Source organism: Arenibacter sp. P308M17 (genome assembly GCF_003426735.1).
In the GTDB taxonomy this organism is placed as follows: domain Bacteria; phylum Bacteroidota; class Bacteroidia; order Flavobacteriales; family Flavobacteriaceae; genus Arenibacter.
Genome location: NZ_QVON01000002.1, coordinates 444,311 through 457,789, shown reverse-complemented (window position 1 = coordinate 457,789; position 13,479 = coordinate 444,311). Strand labels below are relative to the sequence as shown.

The window sequence follows — 13,479 nt, the reverse complement described above, 5'->3', positions numbered from 1 at the left end:
TATTGTTTAGGTGTTAGTATTTACTTAGCTTAAAAACAATAATTTCTGATTATTAATTTGAGGTATATTGTGTGGTAAATCCGCGCGCAATTTGGTTAATTGGGCCGACTAAAAGCTACCTCGGGATTGGAGGTTTTCTGATCTTTAAATAATCGCTGTTGCTGTTTCACGGTAAGGGTGCTTCCGTCAGGACTCCATCCTGGAGGACCAAAAATATACATTAGGGCATGTGATAATTTTTTCGATTTCTTAACATCATTGTAAATATCCTTGAACTCATGGGTGAGGATAACTATAGGATTATGCGAGTTGGGAGCGTGAATTACGCCATACTTTACATCTATATCATCATCCAATTCTTTCCAGGTACCAAACATTTTATCGAAAATATTCAGGAAACCACCATGATTTTTGTCCAAATATTCTACATTTTGGGCGTGGTGTACTTGGTGCATGGTGTGGGTATTGAATATTTTTTCAATGAATCCCATCTTTGGGATGTAGACGGAATGTAATTGAAATTGCCATAAGGCTTCGATTCCCAGACATACCACTACCATTTCCGGTGGGAAGCCAATAGCGGGAAGCCACATGTAAAAGAGGGGTTTATATAAAATGGTGAACCACCCGTTACGAACCGCCGTCCCTAAATTGAAGTTGTCCGAGGAATGGTGTACAATATGTGCGGCCCATAAAATACGTACCTCGTGATTGGCCCTGTGAAACCAATAATAGGTAAAATCGTCCGCTAGCTGACAAAGAAGCCAAACATACCAGGCATATCCGAAAGATTCGTAGCCTAGAACGTTGGTCCTTACCCCATTGGTAATCGGGTTGAAAAATTCATAGGTGAATTCGAATATCACAATTGCAGAAATGACCTTTATCAAGGGTGCAATTATGGCCGATCCAATACCCATAAATCCGCTTGCGGCCAAATCTTTCCAATCGTACAAATGATCGTCGCCATGTGTCTTGCTATAAGTGAGTTCCAATAAAATAAAAGCTATAAAACAAGGAACTCCATATACCAGGGGGTTGGTAAAATCCATAAAAAATTTAATTTGTGTAAATATATGCTATTCTCGGAGGAATTCGCAGCGAATTGTCCCAATTAACCATTAATTTAAAGGGCAATGGCATTTTTATGATCCATAGTATAGTCTCAAAAAAGTGTTGTCTGTCCTTCGTCATCTTCTTTTTCAGGTTTGTTTTCTTTCCCGGATTCTTGGTTGGTTGCCCCTGTTTTTGGAGAACCCGTCCTTTGTTCTCCCTTGATCTCAATGTTCTCTTCGTCTATTACTTCGATTTCATTGGTATCATTTTCTGTGGGCTCCTCAAAAGGCAGTGGATCTAGGGCGTTAATGTTTTTTACCTTGTCAGCAGTCAGTTGGTTTCCTAAAGCTTTAATTCCTTTAACTGTTATAAAATCTTCTATATCAATAATCTGATTAGGTTTGGCATCTTTGCCTCTTGGTTTAATATATTCGATCTCAACTACTGGGCGCCAATCGGTAGAAACAAGTTCCAGGAACGATTTTGGGTGTTCAGAAATAAATAATTCCTCCTTATTTTCATTCTCTATGACGAAGCGTTTTACATAGTAGCGATCTTTTTCACCTTCATAGTATATGGCGGACAAAGGCTTGTTGGGGTTCCATTTTTCCAAAACCACCATATCGTCATCGAAATGGGTGGAAAGGTTGGGAATAAAGGTTTTTGCCACGCCTTTTTGGGTAACGACCAACAGCATATCGTCCCCCTTAAATTCTCCAAGTAGTTCTCCGCGGCCATCCACATTTAACCTTCTGACTATGTCGTCGAACCAAATTTTTCTGGGCTTAAGGGTAGAGACCCCTTTTTCTTTAAGTTCAATGCGCTTAACGGAGTATTTGGTTACTATATTTCCTTTGGAAGCCCTTCCCTTTATTAGTACATCCGCAAAATCTATATCCCATTTCAGTTTTTTGATGCTGCCTACCTGCCTTAAAAGCACGGAGATTACCTCGGCTTCCCCATTGGGATTGGCGGAAAAATAGAGGACTTCGGATTGTTGCCTTCCCGCGGTAAGGTCGTAAGGTTTGTCTCGGGTAACCCCTGTTACGTTAAAGCGTTTAATGTAACTGGGTCCGCCCTTGCCGTCTTTGTAGATCATGTTGTAAATGGTCCGTTTATCTTTTTTCTTGAATACGGCAACATGAATAATATTCTTGCCAACGAAGATTTTGGAGTCCACTTTGGCAATCATCATTTTTCCTTCCTTGGTAAAAATAATGATATCATCTATATCGCTACAATCGGTTACGTATTCATCCTTTTTCAAAGAGGTGCCAACAAAACCTTCCTCACGGTTCACAAATAACTTTGTGTTTCTTATGACTACCTTGGTAGCTTCGATATCGTCAAAAATTCGGATTTCTGATTTTCGTTCCCGTCCCTTTCCGTATTTTTCCTTTAAGGACTTGAAATAGTTGATGGCGAAATCGATCAGATGGGCCAAATGGTGTTTTATCTCTGCAATCTTTTCTTCAAGGCCATCCAAGTATTGCTGGGCCTTGTCCAAATCGAACCTGGAGATTCTTTTGATCCTGATTTCGGTCAGCCTAACAATATCGTCTTCGGTAACCTTTCTTCTTAAATGGGTCGTATGTGGCGCGAGACCTTTGTCGATCGCCGCAATAACGCCTTCCCAGGTTTCCTCTTCTTCAATGTCCCGATAAATTCTGTTTTCTATGAAAATCCGCTCAAGGGAAGCAAAATGCCATTGTTCCTCCAGTTCGCCCAATTGTATTTCCAGTTCGGCCTTTAGCAGTTCTACGGTATAATCCGTAGAGCGTTGCAACATTTCTGTAACCCCTATAAAAAGTGGTTTGTTGTCCTCAATAATACAGCCCAATGGGGATATGGAAGATTCGCAGGAGGTAAAGGCGTAAAGGGCATCAATAGTTTTGTCCGGGGACAGTCCAGGTGGCAGATGCACCAAAATTTCCACTTCGGCAGCGGTATTGTCCTCTATTTTTTTGATTTTTATCTTTCCCTTTTCGTTGGCTTTTAAGATGGAATCTATTAAAGAAGAAGTATTTGTTCCGTATGGTATTTCATTGATTACCAATGTATTTTTATCTAACTGGTGTATCTTGGCCCTTACACGGATTCTTCCTCCTCTGAAGCCATCGTTGTAATTGCTCACATCTATGATGCCGGAAGTTGGGAAGTCTGGGTAAATAGTGAATTTTTGCCCTTTAAGATGCTTTATGGAGGCCTCTATGAGTTCAATAAAATTGTGTGGTAGTACCTTGGTCGAGAGTCCCACCGCGATGCCTTCCGCACCTTGCGCCAGTAAAAGTGGAAATTTGACCGGAAGATTTACCGGTTCTTTTTTTCGTCCGTCATAAGAGAGTTGCCATTCTGTAATTTTAGGGCTAAAGACAACTTCAAGTGCAAACTTTGTTAATCGGGCTTCAATATAACGGGATGCTGCTGCACTATCGCCTGTTAAGATGTTCCCCCAGTTGCCCTGGGTGTCTATTAACAGGTCTTTTTGGCCAATTTGCACCATGGCGTCCGCTATACTCGCATCACCGTGAGGGTGGTACTGCATGGTATGGCCCACAACATTGGCCACTTTGTTGTATCGGCCGTCGTCCAATTCCTTTAAAGCGTGCATTATCCGTCGTTGAACAGGTTTGAATCCGTCCTCTATGGCGGGTACTGCACGCTCCAGAATAACATAGGAGGCGTAATCCAAAAACCAGTCTTTGTACATCCCCGTAACCTTGGTAAGGGTGTCCTGGGCTTCTTCTTGATTTTCTTTTGGTACTTCGTTCAGTTCTTCATTCTCTTCCATAAAGAAAGATTCGTATTAGTTTGGCCTGCTTGCCGGCAGGCTGGTTTATATTTGGTTTTCCTCTATTAGGTCTACCTCTACTTTAAGGTTGCTTATGATGAATTCCTGACGGTCAGGGGTGTTCTTGCCCATATAAAATTCCAATAAGTTTTCTATGGACATTGCCTTATCCAGCATTACCGGTTCCAATCTAATGTCCTCCCCTATAAAATGTTGAAACTCGTCCGGAGAGATTTCCCCTAATCCTTTAAAACGGGTTATTTCCGGTTTTCCGGTCAATTTTTCAATGGCCTGTAATTTTTCCTCATGGCTGTAACAGTAAAAGGTTTCCTTTTTGTTACGGACCCTGAACAGTGGTGTCTGGAGTATATATAGGTGATTTTCCTTAATTAGTTCAGGAAAAAATTGCAGGAAAAAAGTGATCAATAAAAGTCGGATGTGCATCCCATCAACATCTGCATCGGTTGCGATCACTATTTTATTGTACCTTAGATCTTCCATGGATTCCTCAATGTTCAATGCCGCCTGCAGAAGGTTGAACTCCTCATTTTCATAGACTATTTTTTTGGACATGCCGTAGGAGTTTAAAGGTTTTCCCCTTAAGCTAAATACGGCCTGGGTATTTACATCCCTTGATTTTGTTATAGAACCCGAGGCGGAATCCCCTTCCGTTATGAACAAGGTACTTTCCAGGCATCGATCGTTTTTGGAGTCTGCTAAATGTACCCTGCAGTCCCTAAGCTTTTTGTTGTGGAGGCTGGCTTTCTTTGCCCTGTCCTTTGCCAATTTCCTAATCCCGGAAAGTTCCTTTCGCTCCCGCTCTGCCTGCATAATTTTACGCTGAAGTTTTTCGGCGGTATCCGGATTCTTGTGCAGGTAATTGTTGAGCTGGGTGCCCACAAAATCGTTTATATAGGTCCGCACCGTTGGCAGGTCCCCTCCCATATCCGTAGACCCCAATTTGGTCTTGGTCTGACTCTCAAAAACAGGTTCCATTACCTTGATGGCTATGGCGGAAATAATGGATTTCCTTACATCGGATGGCTCATAATTTTTACCGTAGAAATCCCTAATGGTCTTTACAATGGCCTCCCTAAATGCTGTTTGATGTGTTCCTCCCTGGGTGGTGTTTTGACCATTGACAAACGAATGGTACTCTTCGCTGTATTGTGTTTTGCTATGGGTAAGGGCAATTTCGATATCGTTACCCTTTAGGTGTATTATAGGGTAAGTCATGTCCTCCATATTATTGTTGTCCTCCAATAGATCCTTTAGGCCGTTTTCGGAATGGAATTTCTCGCCGTTATAAATAATGGTGAGCCCTGGATTGAGATATACATAGTTTTTGAGCATGCGTTCCACATACTCGTTCCTGTATTTGTATTTTTTAAAGATAATTTCATCTGGAGTAAAGGAGACTTTGGTTCCTTTTCGCTTTGAGGTATCTTCCGGGCCCACTTCCGCTACCAGGTTTCCTTGCTCAAATTCCGCTGTTTTGAGCATATTATCCCTAGAAGACTCCACTTTAAAGAAACTGGAAAGTGCATTTACCGCCTTGGTACCGACTCCGTTAAGGCCGACCGATTTTTTAAAGGCCCTGGAATCGTACTTGCCACCGGTATTCATTTTGGATACTACGTCCACCACCTTTCCCAAAGGTATTCCCCGGCCGTAATCCCTTACATGAACCACATTATCCTTTATAACGATATCTATGGTCTTGCCGGCACCCATTACAAACTCATCTATACAGTTGTCGATAACCTCTTTTAGAAGGATATAGATACCGTCATCGGCAGAGGATCCATCTCCCAATTTACCGATATACATTCCTGGACGCATCCGGATATGTTCTTTCCAGTCTAATGAGCGAATGTTGTCTTCTGTGTATTGGGCGTTATCTAACATGGTACAGGGCTTTATCCAAAGTGTTGCTAATATAGCAAGTGTTATAAAAAGATGAAACCCCTGGGCGTTAAAGTAATTAACAAAGGAAATCAACGATTTGTTGATAGTAAGGGGTTTGTAATATGCTCAATTCCTAACCGGAAGGAGCATGGCAATGGCAAAAATATAAAATTATATTGATTCTTGGTGGCGGGGCAAGATCATGTCCCAACCACTACTTTTATTGGGGGCAAGACAGCTGCCCTATTAGTGTCCTGCTTCCGTTTAATTGTGTTGCCTTCTTAAATTTATTGGGTCATGTCCATTCTGGACCTGTACTACACGTTGAACCTAAAATGCATTACATCCCCATCTTTTACAATGTATTCTTTTCCTTCTACCCGCATTTTCCCGGCTTCCTTAACCTTGGCCTCACTTCCAAAAGAAACAAAATCATTGTAGGCAATAACTTCGGCACGAATAAAGCCTTTTTCAAAATCGGTGTGTATTACTCCTGCGGCTTGCGGTGCAGTTGCGCCCACGGGAATGGTCCAGGCCCGTACCTCCTTTACCCCGGCGGTGAAATAGGTTTCTAGTTCCAAGAGCTTATAGGCTCCCCTTATCAATTTGGCGGAACCTGGTTCGGTCAGCCCTAAATCCTCCAAAAACATTTGTCGCTCTTCATAACTCTCCAATTCGGTAATATCAGCTTCGGTACCTACGGCCAAAAAGATTACCTCTGCATTTTCGTTGGCAACTGCCGCCCTGACCTGTTCCACATATGCATTGCCGGTGGCTGCGGCATCCTCATCCACATTGCAGACATACATTACGGGCTTGTCCGTTATGAATTGTAAAGGCCTGACAAATTCTACGCGATCTTCCCTACCGATATCCAATGCACGAACGGAGGTTCCCGTTTCAAGACCTTGTTTGATCTTCAAGAGAACGGCTTCCTCTTTTTGGGCTTCCTTGTTTCCGGTCTTGGCGGCCCGCTTTACTTTTTCGAGCTTTTTGTCCACGGTCTCCAAGTCCTTTAACTGAAGTTCAATGTCTATAGTCTCCTTATCCCTAATCGGATTTACGGAACCATCTACATGCACAATGTTTTCATTGTCAAAACAACGTAGCACATGTAAAATTGCGTCTGTCTCGCGAATATTGCCCAAAAACTGGTTGCCGAGGCCTTCTCCCTTACTGGCTCCCTTTACCAATCCCGCTATATCCACGATCTCTACAGTAGCAGGTTGTATTCTTTCGGGATTTACCAGTTCCTCCAATTTTTGCAAACGAATGTCCGGTACGTTTACCACCCCGATATTCGGTTCTATGGTACAAAAAGGGAAATTGGCACTCTGTGCCTTTGCGTTGGACAAACAATTAAAAAGGGTGGACTTTCCTACATTTGGCAATCCTACAATACCTGCTTTCATGGTCGAGATCTATATTAAATGGGAAACATATATCAAGGCTATTTCCCGACTTTTTTTAAACAGCTGCAAAGATACTATTTATGTACATTTAAGAAGGTAAATTGTTATCTTAATTATTTAAAAATAAAACACTCAAATGGTCATTGGAAACAGCTGGCCTTGAAGTAAATGGATTATTGTCCTATAAGGCAGGTTCCACGAGGATGCACACCGATTGGATACGGAAAAAGACGGCAGCGCAATTAGCCAGGTCCTAATGTCAAGAACCACGGGATAGCTATGAAATAGTTGATAAATCTAAATAATCTTCAATTGATTTTTATGGGTATATGTTTACCTATCCTGATCCAAGACCTATTCAGGATGCATAAAACGTTGCTTGCCCAAAAGTACTTCTTCGGACTCTACGTGATTTTCATCAGGAACACAGCAATCTACAGGGCATACTGCCGCACACTGGGGCTCATCGTGGAATCCTTTACATTCCGTACACTTATCAGGGACAATAAAATACACTTCGTCACTTACCGGCTCCTGGGACTCATCCGCATTGACGGCTTTCCCGTTGGGCAGTATAACATCGCCCTTTAAAAGGGTTCCGTCACTGTAGCGCCAATCGTCCGCACCTTCATAAATTGCAGTATTCGGGCATTCCGGCTCACAAGCTCCACAATTTATGCACTCATCTGTTATTATAATTGCCATATTTTATATTTCTTTTATGCTGATTTAATTTCAGTATCAATACTTTTGTACAAAGGTAAAGCCTAATAAAATCTTTTACAAATATAATGACTGACCTTAGACTTAGACTTAATGCTTTTGTTAAACTTGGTGGTTTTTTTAAAGAATATTGCAAATATGCGAAAAACAGAACCCAAATAGATGATAATCGGTACGCATGGTTTATAAAACTCGATGAAATACTGGTATTGGCCGGACACCATAACGGCTGGTTTACCCCTGATAATATTTTATTTGGTCTGGAAAGTTGGGCGCAGTTACTAAGGCCGGCACAACTGGAAAGTTGGCTTTCCGCTTATGATATGAAAGGAAACAGGACAAAGACAGTGGCTTTGATCATGGCGGGGAACATCCCTTTGGTGGGGTTTCATGACTTTTTAAGTACTTTGATAACTGGAAACAGGGCCTTGATAAAACTCTCTTCCAACGACAAAGTTTTACTGCCCTTTATTGCCCAATATTTAACTGAAGTGGAGCCCGCCCTAATAGATTACATTTCTTTTTCAGACGGCAAACTGGAAAATTTTGATGCCGTTATTGCCACGGGAAGCGACAATACATCTCGCTATTTTGAGCATTATTTTGGAAAAAAACACCATATCATTAGGAGAAACAGGAATTCGGTAGCCGTTCTTAGCGGAAGTGAAACCCCTGATGAGTTGACCGCTTTGGGCGAAGATATTTTTAGGTATTACGGATTGGGCTGTAGAAGTGTTTCCAAATTGTTTGTGCCAAAAGATTATAATTTTGATGCCCTGTTCAAGGCGCTCTACCCTTTCAACACTATTATTGAGCATAACAAGTACGCCAATAATTATGACTATAACAAGGCGGTATATCTAATGAGCCTATATAAAATATTGGAAAATGGTTTCCTCATGTTAAAGGAGGATGAAAATTATGCCTCTCCCATTGCCACTGTTTTTTATGAGTTTTACAATTCCCCTGAGGAATTGGAAATTAGACTGTCCAATGAAAAGAATAGGATTCAATGCTTGGTAGGCAAAGGATTTATGGATGGGGAGGTGCCGTTCGGACAGACCCAAAATCCATCCTTAACGGATTATGCGGATAATATTGATACCGTTCAATTTTTGTTGAAAATATAATGTAATAATTTATAACTACCCTACCCTACTTCCTAAAATATTTATGACCTTTGACCTTTGAGAAAAAGTATGTCCGGATTTGAAAATAAATAACTGCGGTACTAAAGACAAGGGGTAAAAAAATCAATTTCCTTGTTCTTATCAGCGGTTTCCATTTCAGAAATGGAATAAAAACTTGGAATAACCCTAATAAGTAATAAATGAAACATCCATGAGTAAAGATTTTGTCACATGGCGAAATGAAATGATTATTTGGATGTTACATGTGACATTTGAAAAACAATAAATATAAACACATGAAAAAACATAATTTTAGTGCCGGCCCTTGTATCCTACCGCAGGAAGTAATAATCAAAGCTTCCGAGGCCGTGTTGGATTTTAATGGATCAGGACTTTCCCTGATTGAAATTTCACATAGAAGTAAGGATTTTGTCGCAGTAATGGACAAGGCCAGATCTTTGGCCTTGGAGCTATTGGATCTGGAAGGTAAGGGTTATCAGGCTTTATTCCTGCAAGGAGGTGCCAGCTTGGAGTTTTTAATGGTAGCATACAACCTATTGGAAAAGAAGGCAGGGTATCTTAATACAGGCACTTGGGCCGATAAAGCGCTAAAGGAGGCCAAACTATTTGGAGAGGTCATTGAGGTGGGATCATCCAAAGATGAGAATTTTAGTTATATTCCAAAGGGGTATAGTATTCCCAACGATCTGGATTACCTGCACCTGACCTCAAATAATACCATATTTGGAACCCAGATAAAGAAATTTCCAAAAACGGAAGCTACTTTGGTATGTGATATGAGTTCCGATATATTTTCCAGACAATTGGATTTTACGCAATTTGATCTTATTTACGCCGGTGCCCAAAAGAACATGGGTCCTGCCGGGACTACTTTGGTGGTGGTGAAAGAGGAAATTCTGGGAAGGGTAAGCAGAAAAATTCCATCTATGTTAGATTACAAGGTTCATATAGAGAAGGAAAGTATGTTCAATACTCCTGCCGTATTTCCGGTTTATGTTTCCATGCTTACGTTGGAATGGCTTCAAAAGTTGGGTGGAATTGCCGCTATTGAAGCGATAAATGAAAAGAAGGCCCAGTTGTTATATTCGGAGATAGATCTGAATCCCCTTTTCAACGGTTATGCCCACAAAGAGGACCGTTCCACTATGAACGCCACCTTTACCCTAGCGGAGGAAAAGTTGAAGGATGTTTTTGATGGTATGTGCCGGGAAGCTGGAATAAATGGTATAAACGGACATCGTTCCGTTGGAGGATATAGGGCTTCCATGTACAACGCCCTTCCTTTGGGGAGCGTGGGCACCTTGGTGGATGTCATGAGCGAATTGGAGCGAAAAGCCTAAACAAGGGACTCAAGGACTTCTACAACCTTTAATGGCAAGGTATCATGTCTTGGTGGAAAGCGATGGCAATTCTATAAAAATGGTTGTATTGGCCCTAAATGGATCGGTTTGGTGCCAGTATTAATTTAAAAGTATAATACCCAATATATAGCATGAAAGTTTTAGCTAACGACGGAATATCAAAAAGTGGTAAACAGACCTTGGAAAATGCCGGTTTTGAAGTTCTGGCTGTGAATGTGGCACAGGAGCAGCTTGTATCCTACATTAACCAAAATAAGGTTTCGGTGTTGTTGGTCAGAAGCGCAACCAAAGTTTTTAAGGACGTAATTGACGCTTGTCCGGACTTGAAGATCATAGGCCGTGGAGGTGTGGGAATGGACAACATAGATGTGGAACATGCAAAATCCAAGGGCATTCATGTTATCAATACCCCCGAAGCCTCATCCTCCTCGGTGGCCGAGCTGGTTTTTGCCCATTTGTTCAGTGGGGTACGATTTCTGCACGACGCCAATAGGAATATGCCGTTGGAAGGCGACAGTAATTTTAAGAAACTTAAAAATGCCTATGCCAAAGGTGTAGAGTTAAGGGGCAAGACATTAGGGATTATAGGATTTGGGAGAATTGGGGTAGCCACCGCCAGAATTGCCTTGGGTATTGGAATGAAAGTTATTTTTACCGATCCATTATTGGATGTGGCCACGGTGACCGTTCCTTTTTTTGATAACCGTTCCATTGCTTTTGAACTTACGGGCACACCTTTGGAAAACTTGTTGAAGACCGCTGATTTCATAAGCCTGCACGTACCTGCCCAAAAATCCTATATTATTGGGAAAAGGGAATTTGCTTTGATGAAAGACGGCGTTGGCATAGTAAATGCTGCCCGTGGTGGAATTTTGGACGAGGTGGCCCTAGTTGAAGCCTTGGAAAGCGGAAAAGTTGCCTTTGCAGGACTGGATGTGTACGAGTCCGAACCCATCCCGGAACTAAGGATTCTAATGCACCCCGATATTTCACTTAGTCCACATATTGGTGCTGCTACAGAGGAGGCCCAGGACCGGATCGGAATGGAACTGGCCTCACAGATTATTGAATTGTACAAATGAAGGATGCGTGGATAAAATAAATTTATTTAAACTCTTTTTTAGTACATGACAAAAAATAGTTTTCGTCATCGCGAGGTACAAAGCGATCTGCCGCTCATTGGGCAGATTGCTTCACTTTGTTCGCAATGACGGCCTGTCACTGCGAGCGCAGCGTGGCAGTCTATCCGTTCAAATGAACAGGTTGCTTCCCCGTTCCTCTTCCGCAATGACGCATTTTTTATGCTCTAATCGGTTTTTGTCATGTACTGTTCTCTTTTTTTGTATCTTAAAACGCATTAATTACTAATCATAACACCTATAAAAATGTCAGGATTATTGGATCTTTTAAGTAGCCCAACGGGCAAACAATTAATTAGCGGGGTTGCCGGTCAAACCGGACAACCGGAAAGCAAAACATCAGAAGTTTTGAGCATGGCCATGCCACTTTTATTAGGTGCCATGAAGAAGAACGTATCCTCTCCACAAGGGGCCGAAGGTCTAATGGGCGCCCTATCCTCTAGACACGATGGTGGGTTGTTGGATGATCTTGGCGGTTTGTTCGGTGGAGGGGTAGATCAATCCGTTATTAACGACGGAGCTGGTATTTTAGGACATGTATTTGGAGGAAAGCAGGCCAATGTTGAGAATGCCTTAAGTCAGAAATCAGGATTGGACGCAGGAACGGTTGCTGAAATCCTAAAGATTGCCGCGCCTTTGGTAATGGCCTACTTAGGTAAACAAAAAGCACAGAGCAATGTAAATGATGCCAACGGATTAAATAGTTTATTGGGAAGTATGCTGGGAGGACAGCCACAACAGAACCAGAGTTTGATTACCACTTTGTTGGATGCCGATGGGGATGGCAGTGTATTGGACGATGTTGCAGGGATGGTTATGGGAACCAGCAAAAAGAAAAGTGGATTGGGAGGCTTGCTTGGCGGGCTTTTTGGAAAATAACAGTTTTAACATAAATTAAGGAAAGCCATTTGTTATGCAAATGGCTTTTTTTGTAACTTAAAGAAAAAATCCAAAGATTAGGTAATGTTTTGGTTGGTATAATTATTGATCAATATTATATATTTAATTTTTGGATCTATTCTAATAAGAAGAGCAATGAAAAAGATAATTTATGCCATAGGCCTTGCAGCCATGTTTGTTTTATCCCTGGCCAATTGCGGCAGTTCCAAGGAAGCCATTTCGGTTACGGACGAAGAGAAGGCCGCTTTTTCACAAACGGAGGGAGACACCATTAGTATCAAGGATGAAAAAACGGAATATGAAATTATAATCATAGAACCGGGCTTTAATATGTGGCTTGTAAGTATTGCCAGGCCTGAAGGATTTTATTCCCAATCATATCTGGAGAATAGGAACAGAATTATGGTGATGGAATGGAACCAAAGGGTAATGCAGCCCTTTAGATATAATCCCAATCTTTATGAGCTCCAAATCGATTACAATCCTAATATAGATTATGGTTATGAGGTAAATTATAAATTGTACAATTATTTTATTTATTTTCAACGCAAATACAATCAAAGATTGGGACCATTTGTTCCCCGCGTATAAAAAGTTATCTTTGTAAGGATTTTTTAAGGTATGAAGAAATTAAAACAACGTTGGGGGGTAAACTCCAATCTACAACTTTTCATTATTTTTATTGTATTCTCCATTACAGGTTCATCTTCGGTTTATGCGGCAAAACCATTTCTAAATTGGATCGGGCTGCACAGGGAAAATTTTTCTCCTGATTTTCTCTGGGGAGGCTTAATTTATTTGACCTTTAGAATATTGCTGATTTTTCCCATTTATCAATTCCTCCTGGTCATTTACGGCTGGTTGTTCGGACAGTTCAGATTTTTTTGGGAATTCGAAAAAAAGATGTTGGGCCGTATGGGCTTGGGGTTCATTCTTAAATAATAGTTCCATAGCTATAGCTATATAACATTTTTTTGCCTTGGCCCCATAAAAAATAACGTCGACATAAACGAAACATTAGCATTGACACGATACTAG

Annotated in this window: 11 protein-coding genes; 6 read left to right on the top strand and 5 right to left on the bottom strand. The window is 41.3% G+C overall.

All coding sequences use genetic code 11. The features are described from left to right. Positions 1-95: 95 nt before the first annotated feature. The 5 genes from D0S24_RS05815 to D0S24_RS05795 form a co-directional block, all read right to left on the bottom strand. Positions 96-1,052 (bottom strand): sterol desaturase family protein, encoded by a 957-nt coding sequence (locus tag D0S24_RS05815; RefSeq protein WP_117018918.1) that lies wholly within the window; start codon positions 1,050-1,052, stop codon positions 96-98. Positions 1,053-1,165: 113 nt separating this feature from the next. Then, positions 1,166-3,847 (bottom strand): DNA gyrase/topoisomerase IV subunit A, encoded by a 2,682-nt coding sequence (locus D0S24_RS05810; RefSeq protein WP_117018917.1) that lies wholly within the window; start codon positions 3,845-3,847, stop codon positions 1,166-1,168. A 45-nt stretch (positions 3,848-3,892) separates the two neighbouring features. Next, positions 3,893-5,755, bottom strand: coding sequence for a DNA topoisomerase IV subunit B (locus tag D0S24_RS05805; RefSeq protein WP_117018916.1), 1,863 nt, complete (start codon positions 5,753-5,755; stop codon positions 3,893-3,895). A gap of 317 nt (positions 5,756-6,072) precedes the next feature. Then, entirely contained in the window at positions 6,073-7,167 is a 1,095-nt protein-coding gene (ychF, locus tag D0S24_RS05800; RefSeq protein ID WP_117018915.1) for a redox-regulated ATPase YchF, read from the bottom strand. Between the two features lie 354 nt (positions 7,168-7,521). Next, a complete protein-coding gene (locus D0S24_RS05795) occupies positions 7,522-7,872 on the bottom strand; it encodes a 4Fe-4S dicluster domain-containing protein (protein ID WP_117018914.1) in 351 nt (116 codons plus the stop codon). Between the two features lie 86 nt (positions 7,873-7,958). On the opposite strand from D0S24_RS05795, the gene D0S24_RS05790 reads away from it, so the two are divergent. The 6 genes from D0S24_RS05790 (at position 7,959) to D0S24_RS05765 (ending at position 13,383) form a co-directional block, all read left to right on the top strand. Beyond that, entirely contained in the window at positions 7,959-9,020 is a 1,062-nt protein-coding gene (locus tag D0S24_RS05790; RefSeq protein ID WP_117018913.1) for an acyl-CoA reductase, read from the top strand. Between the two features lie 296 nt (positions 9,021-9,316). Next, positions 9,317-10,381, top strand: coding sequence for a 3-phosphoserine/phosphohydroxythreonine transaminase (gene serC / locus D0S24_RS05785; RefSeq protein ID WP_117018912.1), 1,065 nt, complete (start codon positions 9,317-9,319; stop codon positions 10,379-10,381). Between the two features lie 152 nt (positions 10,382-10,533). Beyond that, positions 10,534-11,484, top strand: a complete 951-nt coding sequence (locus tag D0S24_RS05780; RefSeq protein ID WP_117018911.1) for a D-2-hydroxyacid dehydrogenase — start codon at positions 10,534-10,536, stop codon at positions 11,482-11,484. A 303-nt stretch (positions 11,485-11,787) separates the two neighbouring features. Continuing rightward, complete coding sequence (locus D0S24_RS05775; protein ID WP_117018910.1) at positions 11,788-12,420, top strand: DUF937 domain-containing protein; 633 nt, start codon at positions 11,788-11,790, stop codon at positions 12,418-12,420. 156 nt (positions 12,421-12,576) lie between these two features. Further along, positions 12,577-13,032: a DUF6146 family protein gene (locus D0S24_RS05770; protein WP_117018909.1), complete on the top strand. Its 456-nt coding sequence runs from the start codon at positions 12,577-12,579 to the stop codon at positions 13,030-13,032. 30 nt (positions 13,033-13,062) lie between these two features. Next, positions 13,063-13,383: a DUF6787 family protein gene (locus D0S24_RS05765; RefSeq protein ID WP_117018908.1), complete on the top strand. Its 321-nt coding sequence runs from the start codon at positions 13,063-13,065 to the stop codon at positions 13,381-13,383. Positions 13,384-13,479: the final 96 nt, after the last annotated feature.